Genomic DNA, 20062 nt, shown 5'->3' with positions numbered 1-20062 from the left:
GGTGATAAAATGAGATTTCCAGATGGGAAACTGCTAGATATAGACTTGACTAATGGAGAAATAAAGAAAAAAGTTATACCAGGAGAAGTATATAGATTATACCCTGGAGGTTCAGCATTAGGATTATATATTTTACTCAATGATATGGACCCAAAGGTAGACCCTTTATCTCCTGATAATATTTTAGTCCTTTCCGTGTCCCCTTTGGTAGGCTTTCCTATTAGCGGAGCCAATAGGATGACAGCTACTACTAAGAGCCCTCTAACCAATACCATAGGAGATAGCCAAGCAGGAGGCTTTTTTCCAGCTTATCTAAAAGGAAATGGTTGGGACGGAATAATAATTAGAGGCAAAGCTCAAAAACCAGTATATGTATATATAGATGGAGAAGATGTGTCAATAAAAGATGGTAGCAATGTATGGGGCAAAGTGACAGGAGAAGCAGAAGAAACAATAAGACAGGAATTAGGAATAGATAATATCGATATAGCTCAAATAGGTCCAGCAGGGGAAAATCTAGTTAAATATGCCTGCATAATAAATATGTGTAACAGAGCCAATGGTAGAAACGGAACAGGAGCGGTAATGGGTTCAAAGAATTTAAAGGCAATAGCAGTCAAGAAGATAACGAGGAGAGAGCCAGTAGATAAGGAAGGGTTTAAAGATTTAGCAAAAAGCGTTATAGAAAAACTTGAAAACAATCCAGGCGTACAAGGAATGGGAGAGCACGGAACAGATATAGACCTTGAAGGATTCAGCGAAGAAGGATTTCTACCAACTAAAAATTGGACAACAGGATGGTTTCCAGAGGGAGCCAATAATATAACGGGAATTACAATGACTAATACCATATTGAAGAAAAGGGATACTTGTTATGCTTGCGCTGTAAGATGTAAAAGGGTAGTTGAAGTACCAGGAAAGGTAGATCCTCTATATGGAGGGCCAGAATACGAAACTTGTGCTGCCCTTGGTTCCTATTGTGGCATAACGAATTTAGAAACTGTAGCATTAGGCAATCAACTATGCAATATGTATGGATTAGACACTATTTCTACAGGAGCAACCATAGCCTTTGCAATGGAGTGTTATGAAAAAGGCTTAATAAACAAATCTCATACAGATGGATTAGAATTAACCTTTGGAAATGACGAAGCGATACCAATCCTAATTGAGAAAATAGCAAGAAGAGAAGGAATTGGAGACTTGCTTGCAGAAGGAAGCTATAGAGCAGCTAAAAAAATAGGTGGACAAGCTCATAAATACAGCATCTCAGTAAAGGGACAAGAACTTCCTGCACATATGCCTGAGATGAAACCTACCCTTGGTGTTATCTATGCTGTAAATCCCTTTGGAGCAGATCACCAATCCCATGAACACGACCCAGTATTAGCACTACCAGAGGATAGCAAAGAAAGAATTAATTTAAGTCACCTAGGTGTTTGGAAAGGCTATGAAAATATAAGGGAGTTAGATGATGAAAAAGTAAGATTTGCATTTAACACCCAATGCTTCTATTCATTGATGGATATACTTTGTTTATGCCAATTTGTATGGGGGCCTTCTTGGGAACTATATGGGCCTAAAGATGTAGTTGAATTAGCAAAAGTAGCCATAGGTTGGGATACATCAATACATGAACTAATGTTAATTGGAGAAAGAAGAATAAACATGATGAGGTACTTCAATTTTAAAGCTGGTTTTGACAAAGAAGACGATTATCTACCAGAAAGGATATTTGAACCATTTAAAGATGGACCATCAAAAGGAGTAGCATTAGATAAGGAAAAATTTGAGAAAGCATTAACCACATATTACAAAATAGCTGGATGGGATTTAGAAACAGGAAACCCAACAGAGGGGACATTAAAAAAACTATCTCTAGGGTGGTTGTTAGAAAAATGATAGTAAACGGGAAGAAAAGGGATTTTCCTTCAGGAATCACTGTTTATGAATTAGTCGAAAGAATGGGGTTTTCTATAAATATTGTAATGGTAAAAGTTGATGGCAAGAAAATAGCCATGAAAGACTATGATAAAACAAAACTTAGTGAAAACAGCAATGTAGAGATATTTAGTCTTCTTGGTGGAGGCTAAAAATCTAAATATATAAACCTCCATTATGCAAATATTAATTTGTATAATGGAGGTTTTATTATTAAAGGAGGTTTTGCCATAGAATATGGCATCATAAGGTTCTAGGATGGGTCTTTGTTAGATTGTGGCACTATATCTTCAATTCCATTTACTATTCTCTTGAACCTACTTAAAGGCGTATGAGGAGATATATTGAATCTTGGTAATTCGTATTTATCCGATTCTTTAGTTATATATCCTGGTTTGATTGTAAAGGCCATTTCGTATCCAGTTTCCTTTAAATATTCTATGGTATTTTCATCATACTTACCAAAGGGATAGGCAAAATATTTAGCATTTAATAATTCCTTGCTCTTTTTTAAGTCTTCAAGGATTAGGTTTTTATCTGATGATATGAGCAATTTGCCTCCATTTTCATCTTCATCATGAAGGGCGTAGGTATGGCTCTCGTAATCGAATACATCCTCATATTTATAGGCTTCGTATATGCTGATAGATTGGGTAGTACTGGGGTCAAAAGGAGCTTGAACATCATTGACCCTATATCCTAACATAAAGATGGTTCCTCTGAAATTATAATTTTTTAGAATTGGATAAGCGTACAAAGCATTGCTTAAATAACCATCATCGAAGGTAATAACTACAGTTTTTTCTGGCAGAGTAATTTCTCCATCTAAAAAGGACCTAAGTTCATCTAAGGTTGCAGTATAAAAATCATTTTCGTACAGATAATCCATTTGTTCTTGAAAGGCTTCTACTGATATTATATTAGTATTATTAGACCAATTGTATTTTTCTATATCCTCTTGTTTCAATAGATGGTGATACATGAGGACTGGTATTTTTATCGCTTTTCTTTTACTTAATTGGTTCCTTAACCTGAGTATTTCCTTTCTTAATCTTAAATTTTCTTCCTTAAGTAATAGATACTTTTCTTCTTCTATGGATAGCTCTACCTCTTCTCCGTAGGCTATAGGGGTAATATTTCCTATTAGTATAATTGCTATTAATAGTGAAAACATAAATCTTTTCATGTATATGCTCCTTCCTACTTCGATAATACATATATTATATATTTTAAAGAATTACTTGTAAACTTAAAGAATATAATATTATATTAAGAAAATTTTACATTAAAAAACCTCCATTATACAAATTGATTTGCATAATGGAGGTTCAATTAATAATCAACTAAAATAACTTGTATGCCCATTTTTTCTAACTTTTCTACAAAGGCTCTATCTGCGTCTCTGTCGGTTATTAACATGGATATAGTTGAAATTTCTCCAGATACAAAAGTTTCGTTACGGCCCAGTTTGCTGCTGTCTGTTACTACTATGGCACCTTCCGACACTCTAGTAAGCATGAGCTGGTTTACAGCTACTTCATCCAAATAGAAGGAAGTTAACCCCATTTCAAAACTTAAACCACTTACACCAATTATGGATCTAGTTGCTGTAACCTTGGATAAGTTGCTTATGGCAAATTCTCCTGATAATGCTGCTTTAGGGAATTTAATATCTCCACCGGTTAATACCAAAGATATTTTACTGTCTATATCTAAACCTAAAGCTTTACCATTATTGGTAATAACGGTAACCCTTTTATCTTTTAAATGTTGTAAAGTTAAAAGGGCTGTTGAGGAAGAATTTATAAATATAGTTTCATTATCGTTGATAAACTCTGCGGCTTTTTTAGCAATGGCATTTTTCTTTTGGCTTAAAATCATATTTTCCTTATCGATGGGTTCTTCTACTAGATTTGCTCCTCCATGAAATCTTTCAATTAGGCCAAGTTTTGCCAAGTATTCTAAATCCCTTCTTATAGTCAAAGGAGATACTTCAAGAATTTCCGATAGATCTGCAACTTTAATGGATCTCTCTGTTTTAAGAATGTTCATTATCTTCTCGCGTCTGGAATTGACAATATTCATATTGTTTTTCATAGAATTCTCCTAACTTTATTGGTTAATAATTGTAACCGGTATAAAAATCAATAGTCGCGGCTGGCATTAAATCATATAATGTGAATTTAAATATTTTAGAAGTCAAACCATTTTGTCTCAACATATTTATATATAATTATATCAAGTTTTTCTAAACAATCAAGATTTTAATAAAAGATTCGTTGAATTACCTTAAAAGTTCATTAAAAGAACGAAAATATCTACAAAAAACATAAAACGTTCAAAAAGCTCATAAAATATCTATCAAAAAATCCATAAACTTATTGAAAAGTGTAGGAAAAAGTAATATACTTTAATTAAAAGAAGCAGTGCATAATAAATTATGAAAACAGGCATGACTAATGAATTGGAGGGATATTATGAAGATGATAGATGAGATCACAAGGGAAAGTTGGATACTCGGAGCATTTCCTGAGTGGGGCACGTGGTTAAATGAAGAAATTGATGAGGAAATTGTAGAGCCTGGTACTTTTGCAATGTGGTGGATTGGCTGTACTGGTATCTGGATAAAGACTGAAAACAATACGAATATTGCTATTGACCTTTGGTTTGGAAATGGTAAGAGAACTAAAAAGGTTAAGGAAATGGCTCCTTTCCATCAAATGAGAAATATGACTGGTGGTAGGATGACTCAACCAAACTTAAGAGCTGCACCTATAGTACTTGACCCTTTTGCAGTTACCAAAGTTGATGCTGTATTATCAACCCATTATCACAATGATCATATTGATCCATTCTTTGCAGCAGCAGTTATTAAAAACTGTGATGAAAACGTTCCGTTTATTGGACCAAAGGAATCAGTTAAAAAATGGATAAGCTATGGAGTTCCGGAAGAAAGATGTAAGGTTGTAGTCCCAGGAGATGTGGTAAAGATAAATGATGTAGAAATTATAGTCTTAGATAGTTTTGATAGAACGTGTCTTGTAACTACTGATGAAGACATTAGGGGAGTTTGCCCAACGGATATGGATGAAAAGGCGGTTAACTTTTTAATTAAAACTCCTGCTGGAAGTGTATATCATAGTGGGGATTCACATTATTCAATTTACTATGCTAAGCATGGAAAAGATTATAACATTGATATTGCATTGGGATCTTATGGTGAGAATCCAGTAGGTTGTCAAGATAAGATGACATCAATAGACATATTAAGAATGGCGGAAGCTCTCCGCTGTAAGGTAGTTATTCCAATCCATTATGATGTATGGACGAATTTCAAGGCAGATCCGCTGGAAATACTGCTACTTTACAACTATAAGAAAGATGTGCTGCAATATAAATTTCATCCATTTATTTGGGATGTAGGCGGAAAGTATGTATGGCCTAGGGATAAAGATTTAATTCAGTATCATTATAGAAGAGGCTTCGAAGATTGCTTTACTGAAGAGCAAAATGTGCCATTTAGATCTATTTTATAGGAGGAAGTTAAATGTTAGGGCAGATTATAGAAAATAAACATTACACTTTTAAAATAGCCTTTGATTCGTGGGAGGATGCCATAAGGGCATCCTGCGAACCACTGATTAAGGATGGCTCTGTAGATCCTAGTTATGCTGATGAGATAATAGAATGTGTTAAAAAATATGGTCCATATATAGTAATAGCGCCGATGATAGCTTTGCCTCATGCTCAGGAAAATGCTCGGGGAGTCTATAAAACTGCAGTTTCTTTTATGAAGGTTGAAGAGGTAGTCAAGTTCGACGAAGAAGACAGGGAAAAGGATGCCAAATTGTTTTTTACAATTGCCTCGGAAAATCACGATAAACATCTTGAAAATCTAACAAAATTGGCGGAAATGTTATCTAACCAAGATATAGTTGATGAATTGCTAGATGCTAAGGGTTTAGAGGATTTGAAGGCAATTGTTTCAAAATACAATTTATAATATTCCAATGAGGAGGTAAGATTATGTTTATTTGGGACTTTTTTGTCAGCAATATTCTGACACAACCAGCATATTTTATTGGTTTGATGGTTTTAGTAGGGTATATATTATTGAGAAAGCCTTGGTATGAGTCTTTGGCAGGATTTATTAAAGCTACAGTAGGATACATGATTTTGCAAGTTGGTTCTGGTGGATTAGTATCTAACTTTAGACCAATACTAGTTGGACTAAAGGATAGATTTAACTTATCGGCAGTAGTAATAGATCCGTATTTTGGTCAAAATGCTGTTACAGCAGGAATGGAAAGAATGGGTAGAGCATTTACTCAAGTTATGATATTATTGCTTATCGCATTTATTTTCAATATTATACTAGTACGATTTAAGAAATATACAAAAATACGTTCATTATTTACAACAGGTCATGTGCAAATGCAGCAAGCTGCAACTGCTTTTTGGCTTATACTATTTTGCTTCCCTCAATTGGGTAATACTCAAATACTATTAATTATGTCAATAGTTCTTGGACTTTACTGGGCAGTTGGTTCCAATTTAACTGTAGAAATTAGTCAGGAATTGACTGGTGGAGCAGGTTTCTGTATAGCTCATCAACAGATGTTTGGACTTTATGTTTTCTCTAAATTAGCTGATAAGATTGGTAAAAAAGGTAGTAGTAAGAAATTAGAAGATGTAGAATTACCAGGATTTTTATCAATATTTAATGAAAATATGGTATCTACTTCAATACTAATGACCATTTTCTTTGGAGCTATTTTATTAGTATTAGGAAAACCTTACCTGGTAGAACAAGGATTTATGAATGAAGGAGCCAACTTCTTCTTCTACATTCTAACTACTTCACTTAACTTTGCTGTTTATCTGGCAATATTACAACTTGGAGTTAGAACATTCGTAGGAGAGTTAACTGAATCCTTCCAAGGTATTTCTTCAAGATTGCTACCAGGAGCTGTGCCTGGCATTGACTGTGCTGCAGCTTATGGTTTTGGGTCACAAAATGCTGTTACTATAGGATTCTTATTTGGAGCATTGGGACAATTCTTAGCCATAATAGCCTTAATAGCATTGAAGAGTCCTACAATAATAGTGGCAGGTTTCGTTCCTGTATTCTTTGATAATGCAACAATTGCAGTATTTGCTAATAACAAGGGTGGATATAAGGCAGCTATGATAGCACCATTTATAGCTGGTCTATGTCAAGTATTTGGTTCAGCATTTATTGCTGGAATGGTTGGATTATCACAATATGGTGGTTACCTTGGAATGTGGGACTGGGCAGTTGTATGGCCTACATTTACAGTAGTAATGAAAAATTTAAGCTACCTTGGTCTAGCATTGGTAGTAGCATTCCTAGTTGTTATACCACAAATTCAATATAGAAGAAATAAGGAGACATACTTCTTAGTTACTGATGACTATGAAGAATATAGCAAAATTGTAGCTAAAAATTAATATTAAGGAGGGTTAGTATGAGAATTTTAGTATCATGTGCTAATGGCGCAGGTACAAGTTTGATGATGAAGATGAAGGTTCAACAGGCCTTAAAGGAATTAGGAATAGAAATAAGGGAAATTCGTCATTGCTCAATTTCTGAAGGTAAATCAGCAGCAAAGAATTATGATGTAGTATTTTGTTCAGCAAATTTCGTAGATATGTTTAAGGACGCCGAGGCCAAAGGAGTTAAGATTATAGGCATGAAGAACATTCTATCAGTTGAAGAGGCTAAGGATAGATTAAAAGAAGCGGGATTGTGCTAGGAGGAAAAATTGACAAAGGATATTCGATTAGTTATTTGTGATTTAGATGGTACTCTTTTGAATTCTGAAAAGAAGATAACAGAAAGGTTAAAGAATAATGTAGATGAACTACATCAAAATGGAATACTTTTTAGCATATGTACTGGCAGAATTCCAGGCATGATGAGGTTGTATTCAAAGAAATTGAATATAAAAATTCCTACAATAGCCTCTAATGGAGCTTATATAACGGATATAAATTTTCAAAATACCATCTATAAAAAAGTCATGGATTTCTGCCAGGTTAAAGGAGTAATGGAATATTTAAGAAATAATAATATACAATTTGCCGTACTAACGGATTGCCAAGCTTATTTTACTGGCGAAGGAGATTTTCAGACAAACTTTATACTTTATAATAGGGATGCGGCTTCCTTTAATATGTCTATGGAAATTTTATATGTGCCTAAAGTGTTAGATGGTCTAAAGGATAAAGATATAACTAAACTATTGGTGTTTACACAGCATGATGAAGAGGCAGAAAAGGTTGAGGAATATATTAAGGTAAATACCAACTTCTACTGCACATCAAGCAGGAAAAATCTGCTGGATATTGGTCCGAATGGTGTGAATAAAGGAAAAGGCGTGGAGCTTCTAGCTAATGAGTTAGGAATAAGGCTTGAACAAGTCTGTGTTTTTGGAGATTATTATAATGATATTTCAATGTTTAATAAGGCTGGATTATCCATTGCCATGGGCAATGCAGTAGAGGAATTAAAGGGAGTTGCAGATTATATTACAGATGATAATGATAGCGAAGGCGTGTCTAAAGCTATCGAAAAAATATTATTGAAGAGGTAGATAGTAGCGATGAAAATAAGAAGGATGATACTAGATGAAATAGAAAGATGTTATAGTACAGGAGCCATATATGTAGATGGCCAGTTGAAATTAATCTTTGCAAGTGAAGCAATTGATGGTCCCTGTTATAGTTACAGTGGAGAGAATTTTGAAAAGAAAGAAGTAGTATGGGACAAGGGTGGTGGAACTATGTCTATAATTCCAATACCCGGAACCAATGGAGAATTTTTAGCCAGTCAAGGATTTTTCCCAGGTTTTAATGCAAAGGAATCTAAAATTGTTCATGGAAAATATGTAGATGGGAAATGGGAAATTAAAGATTTCATGTATTTACCTTACGTTCATAGATTTGATATATTGCAGGCTGGCGGACAAAATTATTTTGTTGGAGCAACTTTATGTACATCTAAAAAGGATAGAAATGATTGGTCTGATCCAGGAAAGATATTTGTAGGAAAGCTTCCGAAGGATTTGTCAGAAGCTGTAGAACTAGAAATCATTCAAGAAGGATTGACCAGAAATCATGGCTATTATAGAGGTAATTGGAAAGGTCTAGAATCAGGATTTATTACTGCAGATGAAGGAGTATTCGTTGTAACACCACCTCAAAAAGAAGGAGATAAGTGGGCTGTTGAAAACATTATAAAAAGGCCAATTAGCGATATAGCTCTATGCGATATAGATGGAGACGGCTTAGAAGAGTTAGCTACCATAGAGCCTTTTCATGGTACAGAATATAGAATAAATAAAGAGATTGATGGAGAATACCAGGTGGTTTATGAATACCCAAATGAAACGGAGTTTGTTCATGTCGTTTGGGGTGGTAAAATAAGGGGCAAAAGAACCTTTATAGGTGGTGCTAGAAGAAAGAATGCAGAACTATTCATGGTACAGTTTGTGGATGGGAAATATGAAATCATCACAATAGATGAAGGTAGAGGGCCAGCTAATGTCTATGTAATAAATGAAGAAGATAGGGATATTATTATGGCAGCAAACAATACTCTTCATGAGGCTTGTCTATATATAGTGGAGGATGATTAATATGCTGGAAGATTTAAAGAGGCAGGTTTATGAAGCCAATATCTTATTACCTAAATATGAACTTGTAACTTTTACTTGGGGTAATGTTTCGGCAATAGATGAAAGTCGAAGATATGTGGTAATAAAACCCTCTGGCGTAGAATATGACAAGATGACTATTGAGGATATGGTTGTATTAGACTTAGAGGGAAATGTAGTGGAAGGGAAATTAAACCCATCAAGTGATACTCCAACTCACTTAGAAGTATATAGAAATTATGATAATATCTGGGGTATTGTGCATACCCATTCAAAATGGGCTACTATAATGGCTCAAGGTAGAATGGATATTCCAGCTCTAGGAACTACTCATGGAGACTATTTCTATGGAGATATTCCATGTACAAGGCTTATGAGTAGAGAGGAAATAATGGGGAATTATGAATTAGAAACTGGGAAGTTAATAGTTGAAACTTTTAAAGAGAGAAACATTGACCCTATGGAAACACCTGCAATATTAGTAGCAGATCATGGCCCCTTTGCTTTCGGAAAATCAGCTCATGATGCTGTTTATAATGCAGTAGTGTTAGAGGAGGTCGCTTTTATGGCCTGGCATAATATAGTAATCCATAGAAGCGAAAGGATGCAGCAGGTTTTATTGGATAAACATTATTTAAGGAAACATGGGAAAAATGCATATTATGGTCAAGGAAAACGGGTGATAACTTGAGAATAAGTCTTGGGATATACGAGAAAGCTATGCCGAACTTTTTAAGCTTTAGAGAGAAGTTTAGATTAGCCAAGGAAGCTGGATTCGACTATATGGAAATTAGTATAGATGAAAGTGATGAAAAGCTACAGAGACTTGATTACACAAAAGAAGAAATTTCTGAAATCAAGAAGGCCATGGAGGAAGAGGATTTTTTCATAAGGACTATGTGTCTAAGTGGTCATAGGAAATATCCACTAGGTAGCCATGATGAAAATATAAGGAATAAAAGTTTAGAAATTATGGAAAAGGCTTTAAAACTAGCGGATGAATTAGGGATTAGAATTATACAATTGGCAGGATATGATGTATATTATGAAGAAGGAGACGAAGAAACTAGGGAGTACTTCCGAAACAATTTAAAAAAAGTAGTTAATATGGCAGCTTCCTATGGCGTAGTTCTGGGCTTTGAGACTATGGAAACTGAATTTATGGACACCATATCGAAGGCTATGGTCTATATTAATGAAATAAACTCACCTTATTTAGGGGTTTATCCTGATATAGGCAATTTAAAAAATGCTTGTGTTTTATACAAGAGGGATATAATTGAGGAAATAGACTCTGGAAAGGGACATATATTTGCTGCTCATTTAAAGGAAACCATTACAGGGGTATATAGAAATATGGATTTTGGGACAGGGCATACAGAGTATATTCCCTGCATTGCGGTCCTTTTAAAACAAGGAGTAAGAATCTTCACCGGAGAGTTTTGGTATCAAGGTGAAGAAAATTACAAGGAAAAAATAATAGGAGCTAATGGTTTCTTAAGAGAAAAAATAAAAAGGGCAATAGAGTTGGTAGAACCTAGTCAGCCTCATTAGGTTGACTAGGTTTAACTTTTTCAGAGTAAATGAGATTGACACGTCAAAATTTTTTATGTATAATGTACCTGAATATTCAATATAATCAAAATTAAGGGAATATTTCCATAAATATTTCAACAAGTAAAATTGAATTGCTTTCATCTTGTCAAATCACGTAATGAGTTTAAAGGAGCTTTTCAAGTCTATAAAAATCCAGTGAACTCCCTTTTTATTTAGTGGCGTATTTATAGTTTTAGGACCTATTAATAAAAGAATATTATAATTTTATAATGTTGCAAACTTAATTTATTTTTAAGTTTGCAGCATAAAAATTAATAAAAGGAGGTATTATATGCATAATTCCTTTGAAAGGAGAAGATTTACAGTAAGCGACTATTTAAAATTTATTGTGCCTTCAGTTATAGGTGTACTTCTTTTGATGTTCCCATTAAAAGTTGAAGGTCAAACTACTATACTAGTTGCTTTATTGGCAAGTACGCTGACGGGTTTGCTAGAACCTATTTTACCTACCATTATTTTAGTTATCATAGCTTTATCTGGAATTATGGCTGTCATTTACAGATTTTTTAAACCTGCATTTATTGAGAATAATGAGTTTTTAAAATCACTATTTAGCATATCGGACTTTTGGATTGCAGCTAGAGTAGTTGGAGTTATACTTACCTTTTTGGTGTATTTCAAGATAGGACCTGAATATATATGGTCTGAGGATACTGGAGGATTAATACTCTACGATTTGATTTTGGGGCTATTTTCCATATTTTTTTTTGCTGGATTCATATTACCCTTTTTAACAAATTTTGGACTATTGGAGTTTATTGGTGCGATGATAACTCCTGTAATGAGGCCAATATTCCAATTACCAGGACGTTCTGCTATAGACTGTATTGCTTCCTGGGTGGGGGATGGCACCATTGGTGTAGTTATAACCAATAAGCAGTATGAAGAGGGATATTATACTACTAAGGAAGCTTCCGTTATTGCTACTACCTTCTCTGCAGTATCCATTACTTTTTGTCTAGTAGTATTAAACCAGGTAGGTTTAGCCCACCTATTTGGTCCTTATTATTTGGCAGTAACCCTTGCTAGTGTAATTGCAGCCATTATCATACCAAGGGTTCCACCTTTATCTAGAAAAAAAGATGATTATTTTACGGGGCTTAAAAGGGATCTTGGAGAAGATATTCCTGATGGATTTACAACCATTTCATGGGGTACTCATTTAGCTATTAATAGGGCAGAACAAAGTATGAATGTTAAACATTTTGTTACAAATGGAATTACAACCGTTTTAGATATGTGGATGGGAGTGATGCCCGTAATAATGGCCTTTGGTACTATAGCACTTATAATTGCTGAAGCTACTCCTGTATTTGTGTGGTTGGGAAAGCCATTTATTCCATTGCTTAATCTATTAAGGGTGCCTTATGCAGTAGAGGCTTCCCAGACTATGGTAGTTGGTTTTGCAGACATGTTTCTGCCTTCAGTAATTGGAGCTACTATTCCAAATGAGATGACTCGCTTTGTTGTGGCGGCAGTATCCGTTACCCAATTAGTATATCTATCAGAGGTGGGAGCAGTAATATTAGGCTCAAAGATTCCAGTGTCTTTAGGGGAGCTATTTATAATATTTATTGAGAGGACCTTAATTACTTTGCCTATTGTAGCCATAATCGCTCATTTAATATTTTAATGATAAAAGCCATTCCCTTTTAGGAATGGCTTTATTACTTATAGTTTATTGATGACACTAGGGTTTACAATGAAGTCAGGTAATTCCCCGTTTATGATTTTTTTGACGCACTGTACCGTATTTGCAATTTGGTCTCTTGAAGCAGCAGTGGAGCTAAAGGCGGCATGGGGAGTTACGATGGCGTTAGGGTGTTCTATGATCTTTTTCTCCAACTCCATTGGAGGTTCGTTTTCGAGGACATCTAAGGCAACAAAGGATACCTTCCCATTGTGTAAGGCTTCATATAAATCTTCCAGCTTTATTATTTTTCCCCTTGAGGTATTTATAATGCATACCGAGTCTTTCATAATATTAAAGAGCTCTCTGTTAAATGTGTATTTAGTGCTCTCTAACAGGGGAGCGTGGATGGAAATATAATCCGATTCCCTTGCTAAGCTTTCTAAATCGACTATTTCAACATTTAAGCTTCTTGCCTTTTCTAAATTGGCAAAGGGGTCTGTTGCAATGACCTTGCAGCCGAAAACCTTTAAACATTCTGCCACCTTCTGCCCAATGGCTCCAAAACCATATAATCCTACTGTAGTCTCTGAAAATCTTTTTATTGGATCTCCAATACCGCTGTTCCAAATACCCCTCATGACGCTTTCATTCATCAATTTTAATTTCCTATTGCAGGCCAGTATTAGTGCTATTGTGTGGGTTGCAACTTCTTCTATACAGTAATTACCTGCATTTGTAACTATTACTTTATATTTTTCTGCCAGTTCCACATTGGCTCCATCATAACCTATGCTGGCAGCACAATAGGCTTTTAAATTCTTTAGTGAAGAATATATTTTTTCATCCATTATCTGGTCCCAGGTAATGATGATTTCCGCATCATGGCATCTTTGAATGAATTCCTCCGATGAAAGTACTTCTTCACCAAAAAAGGTGTAATTGATATTTGGAATTTCCTTTTTTAATTCCCTTTCCATATCCATTATCTGGCTTTGGCTCATTCCGGGAACGCCACCAAAATACACGTTATGTCTTTCCATTCTATTCCTCCTTATAAAATATTATCCCGTTATACCAAATAGGTTAGTTAGTAGTACGATGATTGGGAGGGAAATAATAGTTTTTTCTATGAAAATAGCTAATAGCCCTTTAAATCCTATGGGCATTTTAGAAGTCATAATGAGGGTGCCGACTTCAGTCATATAGATTATTTGAACTAATGATAGTATTCCTATTACGAATCGAGTCTTATAGGAAGCTATGTTTGCTGCTAATATGGCAGGTATGAACATATCTGCAAATCCAACGATTGTAGCAGGTGCTGCTTTAAAGGCTTCTTCCAGTCCTAATAATTTCAAGTAGTATCCAAAGGGCAAGGAAAGCCAGTCGAAAGCTGGAGTATAGGTGGCAAGGACTAGTGCTAATGTGCCAAAGGACATTACTATTGGAGTCAGGGAGAATACTATTCCTAACCAAGTCTCTACGCCGTTATAGAGTATTTGTTTTATGTTAAGGCCTTTTTCTGCCTTTTCTACAGCCAATTTTAAGCCCCATTGAGTTTTTTTAATTCCTTCTGGTTCTTCCTCCTGAATTTGTTTACCTACTAGTGGGTAATATTCATCTGGGTATCTGTTTAATGGAGGGATTCTAGTCATTATTACAACGCTTAATACTCCCGTTATGCATAAAATAGCATAGAAGGGTATAAACTTATCATCTACCCCTAACATAGCTGCAATTACAAGACAAAATGGCAATGATACAGCAGAAAAACAGGTAGCAATGGTAATGGCTTCCCTTGCCGTATAATAACCCTTTTCATACTGCTGGGATGTCAATACAACGCCTACGTTGCAGTTTCCAACCCAAGAAGCAAGCAAATCGATAGTAGCTCTGCCAGGAATTTTAAAAAGAGGTCTTGTAAAATCCCTAAGTATTGTACCAACCAATTCTAAAAGTCCATAGTCCATCAAAAATGGCATTAAAAAAGATGCTGCGAAGAACCAAGCCACTAAGGTTTCTAATAACCCCATCATGGTTCCTCCTGTATCTGGAGAAATGATTACTTCAGGACCAACTTGGAAGTAGCACATTATTGTCACTATTGAACCTAATATGCGAGTAATAATATAAGCTGGTGATGTAACAAATAGCTTTGATAGCAATTTATTATCCATAATAAATTTAGGTTTAAATAGATAGGTTATTAAACTAAAGAGTGCAGATATCGTAATTACTATCATCAATCCAAGAGAAGCCGCTGGCTTGATGAGGGCTGCAAAGAAATCAGAAATAACCCCTAAGGGAATGTTAACCGAATCTTTCCATGGAATGGGAAACAGAAAAAGGAATATTCCTATTGCTGAAGGGATTATAAATTTTAATAATTGTTTCTTTGTAGGTTTTGTATAGAGGTTTTCTTCCTTCATAAATACTACTCCTTTCATTTTACTATAGTTTATGCATGCTATGATTCCCTAAAAAAAATTATTATTCTAAGTATAATGAACTAAAATAAAAGTGTCAAGAAAAAGAGTTTGTCAATAATCAAATTATATTGTATGATAGTAAGAAAAACGGATTGCTTATTATAACCAGAGTAGGTAACATTAGTTTATATACAGAAAGGAGTAGATAAATGAAGCATAGATTTATATCTAAAAGGTATTGGAATTCAATTACCACACCAATGGGAGAAAGCGTAAGCCTTTTTGAAAAATTCGACGATATTATCAATTTTAGTTTGGGAGATCCAGATTTTAACACCCCTGAACCGATAATCGATTTAGCTATGGAAGATGCTAAAAAAGGCCATACCCATTATACTGATTCTTATGGGGACCCAGAGCTAAGGGATGAAATTACTAAATTCTATAAAGAGGAATATGGATTAGATATTAAGCGGGAAGAGATAATGGTTACTACCAGTGGATGTCATGCAATGTGGCTGGTTTTAGAAGCAATATTAGATGATGAAGATGAGGTAATAATTCCTGATCCCTATTTTACTCCCTATCCTCAGCAGATTAAATTGGCTAGAGGAAAGCCTGTATTTTTGCCAACCTATGAAGAAGAGATGTTTGAAATAAATGTGGAAAGGTTGGAACGGCTAATAACCAACAGGACTAAGGCTATAATAGTTAATACTCCTCATAATCCTACAGGTACATGCTATAATAGGAGGACTATGCAGGAAATTGCCATGATTGCAAAAAAATATGATTTGATAGTTATAGCTGATGATGTGTATACTGAATTTAGTTTTGAGGAACCTTTTATTCCAATGGTTTCCCTTGGAGGAATGAGGGAGAGGACTATTACCATTTCTTCTTTTTCAAAGAATTTTGCTATGACTGGATGGAGAATTGGGTATATATTGGCTCCTGATTTTATAGTCGATACCGTGAAGGATATTAACGAAAACAACGTCTTTACAGCTCCTTCTGTTTCTCAGAGAGCTGCTTTGCATGCCTTAAGGCTGAGAAAGAAGGTCTGTCCACCAATTATAAACGAAATCAAGAATAGGATGATGTATGCCTATGATAGGATAAAACGAATACCAAAACTCTCTACATTACCTCCTAGGGGAAGTATGTACATGTTTGTCAATATAAAGGAAACAGGATTAAACAGCACCGAGTTTTGCGATCTGCTATTGAAGGAAGCCCATATTTTGACCATACCAGGCATAGCCTTTGGGGAGTGCGGAGAAGGATTTATCAGGTTGGCATTAACTATTGGTGTTTCAGAAATGGAGGAAGCCTTTAATAGAGTTGAAAAGCTATCCATCTTAAATAGATAAAGGAATGTAGCTAAAAACTAGCTACATTCCTTTTCTTATTTAGCCTTTTCAGTTGTAGAAAATAAGAATCCAATATATCTCAAGAGTACATAGAGAACCATGACTACTGCTAAAATTTCTTCAAATTTTACTAAGTATTTTAGAATAGCTATTTCCCTTCCGGTATTTATTAAAAAGCCATTGGTCAATTTTATTGATATTCCGCTGATAACCAGTGGGAATGTAAAGGCGGAATAACTTGGATAAAAGGGGAGTTTTAATAATCTAGGAAGTTGAGTTAATACATATAATAAAGTAATTTGAGATAAAAATAATAACAACCAAACTAGGGATATATTCTTATCTTGGAATGAGTTCATATATCCTGCTAAACAAAGGCTAGCAGGTGCTGCCAAAATTACTATCGTAGGTGATGCTGGCTCTGGAATTTCCTTTACTTTAAGGACTCTATAAAAAATAATTGGTAGTAATATTAAATAGGATATAAAACCAAACCAGAATACCATTCTCCCTATATGTGCCATATCGAATGCTGGTGCAGTTACAGCTCCTACTACGATTCCAACATAGACGATGTACCAACTTGGAAATATTTTTTTAATATTGAAGTTAAGCAGAAACTTTTTGGAAAAATAAAGGATCAATATAATGTGTAAAATCAATCCTATAATCCATACAATAAAACCTAATGACGGTACTAATGGTTTAATGTAGGTGGCAATAAGCATAATACCCATGGAAAAGGCAGGAAAAACGCTAGCAATTACAGGGTTATCTAATTCTTCCCTAACCTTATTTGAATATTTTATAATCTTAATAAGTAATAAAATGAAGAAGATTCCTGCAATGATTCCAAATGTGTTCCTATAAGTATCACCATAGGATGCTACTAGGTTGCCTGTAGCTGCTAAAGCCAAGAACAAGGCCACTGCAGGCAATGGCAACTTTTTTAATATGCCTTCCATTAACATCTCTCCTTTCAAATTCCTATCCTAGTTTAGATTAGCATAGAACCAGCACCAAATCCAATAAAAATTATCAATACTAGATATTTCTTTATGAAAAAATGTTAATATGTAAAATAAAGGAACCAGCTATTAATGCTAGTTCCTTTTAAAGTATATACCATAGTAATAATCTTTAATACCAATGTGTCTCTTAATTCTAGCTGCTATAGTATCTTTATATCTTTCAAGCTCTATTACATCTTCATTTGTAGTAGGAAAATTACCATATTTATTCCTTACGAATATTCCCGTAATTTCCCTTATATCCTTTTCTGCAGTAAATAGATTGTAATTGTAGTGAAGCCTATTGGCGTATTCATAATGAGTTTCTCCGCTTTCCTGACTGCATCCCATTAAACCTGCTAGTCTAACTATTTCATCATAAAGGTAGATGACCCTCTCTTTATTCGGTAGTTTTTTTACTCTAGCATTTTTAATTTTAATCTTTAAATATCTTGTTATCAATTTCATAGTCATAGCAAATAGGATTAAACTCATTAGTATAGTTGGTAAATTCTTTATATGCTTATACCATCTATTTTTAGAAGTGTTGTTTTGGATTTTGCTTTCTTTTAAATCGCCATTTATTTCCCCTCGGGAGATTTCCAAGTTGACCCAAAGGCTTTTATCTAAAACGTCAAAGTCTTCCGGGAGTCTTTCCATTGTTTCGGTTTCTATTGCAGGACTAGTGTTAGTTCTATCTATTGGAGGATAAGCAGGTGTAGGGTCTAAGGTCATCCAGCCTATGGGTTCTATAAAGGCTTCTACCCAAGCGTGAGCATGGCTATTTTTAACTTGATAGATTCCTTTATCTATGGATTCATGGGCTAAATATCCTTCTACGTATCTAGTAGGAATTCCTTCAATTCTAAGCATTATGGCTAGGGCAGTGGCGAAATAGGTACAGTATCCTTCTTTACTTTCAAATAGGAAATGGTGTATGAATTCTTGGTTTATTGGAACTTCTTTTACTTCTAAATTGTAGTTATAATTATTCCTAAGATAGTCTTCTAAAGCTAAAGCCTTTTCTAAGTCTGTTTCCTTATCCTTTACTATTTCCTTTACCAACTCAACTGTTTCGGCTGTAATCTTGTCCTCTGGTATTTGTAGATAGAGGGATAGGTTTGGTAGGTTTTCTCTTTTTTCATCTATTCCTAAGTCGATTAAACTATTGTAATTAAGGGGCGTTAATACCTCTAATTTATAGCTTTCTTTCGAATAAACCCCTGGAGGGAAAAACAGTTCTCCATCGTAATCTACCTCTATATTATGGGCATTATCCTCAAAGTTTACAATATATCCTTTATAGGGACTGAATAGGGTCTGAGATGCAAAGGATTCATAGGTAATTTTTATAGAAGTACTGTTGAAGTATCTTTTCTTTATCTCCAGAGGAATTTTGCTGAAATCTTCACCTAATTTAAAACTTTCCTTAATATTCTGTACCTTTACCCAGGAATATCCTGTGTACATATGCTTTATATTTCCCCTTAAATAGAAGGGACCTTCCCCATAGATGGTCATTACTAAGGTGTTGTCTAAGACTACTGGACCTCCTAATCTTGAAGATTCCTTTTGGAATCCAGTTTTCGAAAAATCGAACAACCCAGCTTTGATATATTTTTTGCTTTGGGTGTTGGTTGAGCGTAAATTAATAATACCAGGGAAAAAGCTTTCTATCCTATTTTCCAACCAAGGCCAATGAATAGAATAGGAGCTCTTGGGAATTATTAGAGAAAGCATTACAATAATTATTCCATATTTTAAAGTGGTTTTAGACCAGAGGTTATAAAGTTTTTCGAAGTCTATATTATTTTTAAACTTAATTCCATTTATTTCTTTGAAGTATCTTTCCAATCCCAACAGGATTAAGAATAAAAAGAGAAACAAAGCCATCATCCAATAGGCCTGATCATAATACAAATACCAATAATATAGAAAACCGCCAATATAGAGGGGTAATAGGAAGGTTGTTTTTCTATTCTTTAGTATTATCATTCCAGTATATATTGATAGCAAAATTATGAGGATTCCCCAGAATGGGAGCCTATTTTCTGGGGCTATTACTTTTAAATCCCTTATGTGATAGTATATGTTGCTAAATAGATGGGTAGTCTTTTCTATAAAAACTTTCATACAGGAGGGAAAAAATCGACTCACTATTATTGTGGATATAAAGGTTAGGAAGATTAGAAAATAGATTGATAGTGGATTAAGTATGAAAAAGCTTACTAGGGTGCTTATTAAAGTCACCATAAGCAACTGGGAAAATATATTGAGTTTTATTCCAATAGGCATCCCAAATAGATAGGCTAAGGAGAAAACTATTAAGGAATATAGAAGGTTTTTTGCCAACTTTCGATTTAAAACGAGTTTGACCATA

Annotated in this window: 18 protein-coding genes; 12 read left to right on the top strand and 6 right to left on the bottom strand. The window is 34.6% G+C overall.

Going from position 1 to position 20062, the window contains the following annotated elements:
* Both BLV68_RS02120 and thiS read left to right on the top strand, forming a co-directional pair.
* A partial coding sequence (locus tag BLV68_RS02120) for an aldehyde ferredoxin oxidoreductase family protein (RefSeq protein WP_234949805.1) occupies positions 1-1902 on the top strand: 1902 nt, incomplete at its 5' end.
* Positions 1899-2093, top strand: a complete 195-nt coding sequence (gene thiS / locus BLV68_RS02115) for a sulfur carrier protein ThiS (protein WP_159428583.1) — start codon at positions 1899-1901, stop codon at positions 2091-2093. The genes BLV68_RS02120 and thiS, both read left to right, overlap by 4 nt.
* A gap of 101 nt (positions 2094-2194) precedes the next feature.
* On the opposite strand, the gene BLV68_RS02110 is transcribed toward thiS, so the two are convergent.
* Together BLV68_RS02110 and BLV68_RS02105 are read right to left on the bottom strand one after the other, a co-directional pair.
* A complete protein-coding gene (locus BLV68_RS02110) occupies positions 2195-3127 on the bottom strand; it encodes a polysaccharide deacetylase family protein (protein ID WP_093750369.1) in 933 nt (310 codons plus the stop codon).
* Positions 3128-3273: 146 nt separating this feature from the next.
* A complete protein-coding gene (locus BLV68_RS02105; RefSeq protein WP_093750367.1) occupies positions 3274-4038 on the bottom strand; it encodes a DeoR/GlpR family DNA-binding transcription regulator in 765 nt (254 codons plus the stop codon).
* Positions 4039-4418: 380 nt separating this feature from the next.
* On the opposite strand from BLV68_RS02105, the gene ulaG reads away from it, so the two are divergent.
* The 9 genes from ulaG (at position 4419) to BLV68_RS02060 (ending at position 12870) form a co-directional block, all read left to right on the top strand.
* Complete coding sequence (gene ulaG, locus BLV68_RS02100) at positions 4419-5477, top strand: L-ascorbate 6-phosphate lactonase (RefSeq protein WP_093750365.1); 1059 nt, start codon at positions 4419-4421, stop codon at positions 5475-5477.
* 11 nt (positions 5478-5488) lie between these two features.
* Positions 5489-5944, top strand: coding sequence for a PTS sugar transporter subunit IIA (locus tag BLV68_RS02095; protein WP_093750363.1), 456 nt, complete (start codon positions 5489-5491; stop codon positions 5942-5944).
* A gap of 23 nt (positions 5945-5967) precedes the next feature.
* Entirely contained in the window at positions 5968-7413 is a 1446-nt protein-coding gene (locus BLV68_RS02090; protein WP_093750361.1) for a PTS ascorbate transporter subunit IIC, read from the top strand.
* 17 nt (positions 7414-7430) lie between these two features.
* Entirely contained in the window at positions 7431-7718 is a 288-nt protein-coding gene (locus BLV68_RS02085) for a PTS sugar transporter subunit IIB (protein WP_093750359.1), read from the top strand.
* A gap of 9 nt (positions 7719-7727) precedes the next feature.
* Positions 7728-8558, top strand: a complete 831-nt coding sequence (locus BLV68_RS02080; RefSeq protein WP_093750357.1) for a Cof-type HAD-IIB family hydrolase — start codon at positions 7728-7730, stop codon at positions 8556-8558.
* Between the two features lie 9 nt (positions 8559-8567).
* Positions 8568-9602, top strand: a complete 1035-nt coding sequence (locus BLV68_RS02075) for a hypothetical protein (RefSeq protein WP_093750355.1) — start codon at positions 8568-8570, stop codon at positions 9600-9602.
* A 1-nt stretch (position 9603) separates the two neighbouring features.
* On the top strand, positions 9604-10311 hold the full coding sequence (locus BLV68_RS02070; RefSeq protein WP_093750353.1) for an L-ribulose-5-phosphate 4-epimerase: 708 nt from the start codon (positions 9604-9606) through the stop codon (positions 10309-10311).
* Entirely contained in the window at positions 10308-11174 is an 867-nt protein-coding gene (locus tag BLV68_RS02065) for an L-ribulose-5-phosphate 3-epimerase (RefSeq protein ID WP_234949804.1), read from the top strand. Before BLV68_RS02070 ends, BLV68_RS02065 begins: the two co-directional genes overlap by 4 nt.
* Positions 11175-11508: 334 nt before the next feature.
* Positions 11509-12870: a YjiH family protein gene (locus BLV68_RS02060; RefSeq protein ID WP_093750351.1), complete on the top strand. Its 1362-nt coding sequence runs from the start codon at positions 11509-11511 to the stop codon at positions 12868-12870.
* Positions 12871-12908: 38 nt separating this feature from the next.
* Here the strand turns inward: BLV68_RS02060 and BLV68_RS02055 are convergent, their stop codons facing one another.
* Both BLV68_RS02055 and BLV68_RS02050 read right to left on the bottom strand, forming a co-directional pair.
* Positions 12909-13910 (bottom strand): C-terminal binding protein, encoded by a 1002-nt coding sequence (locus tag BLV68_RS02055; protein ID WP_093750349.1) that lies wholly within the window; start codon positions 13908-13910, stop codon positions 12909-12911.
* A 21-nt stretch (positions 13911-13931) separates the two neighbouring features.
* Entirely contained in the window at positions 13932-15299 is a 1368-nt protein-coding gene (locus BLV68_RS02050; RefSeq protein WP_200773603.1) for a YjiH family protein, read from the bottom strand.
* A 209-nt stretch (positions 15300-15508) separates the two neighbouring features.
* Here BLV68_RS02050 and BLV68_RS02045 point away from each other — a divergent pair, with 209 nt between their 5' ends.
* Positions 15509-16672: a pyridoxal phosphate-dependent aminotransferase gene (locus tag BLV68_RS02045; RefSeq protein ID WP_093750345.1), complete on the top strand. Its 1164-nt coding sequence runs from the start codon at positions 15509-15511 to the stop codon at positions 16670-16672.
* 35 nt (positions 16673-16707) lie between these two features.
* Here the strand turns inward: BLV68_RS02045 and BLV68_RS02040 are convergent, their stop codons facing one another.
* The gene (locus BLV68_RS02040; RefSeq protein WP_093750343.1) at positions 16708-17637 is read right to left on the bottom strand and encodes a TDT family transporter; all 930 of its coding nucleotides are present in this window, start codon (positions 17635-17637) and stop codon (positions 16708-16710) included.
* A gap of 138 nt (positions 17638-17775) precedes the next feature.
* Entirely contained in the window at positions 17776-20061 is a 2286-nt protein-coding gene (locus tag BLV68_RS02035; RefSeq protein WP_093750341.1) for a DUF4129 domain-containing transglutaminase family protein, read from the bottom strand.
* Position 20062: the final 1 nt, after the last annotated feature.

This window comes from Tepidimicrobium xylanilyticum (genome assembly GCF_900106765.1).
GTDB classification, from domain to species: Bacteria; Bacillota; Clostridia; order Tissierellales; family Tepidimicrobiaceae; genus Tepidimicrobium; species Tepidimicrobium xylanilyticum.
This window is presented reverse-complemented; position numbering and strand designations above follow the sequence as displayed.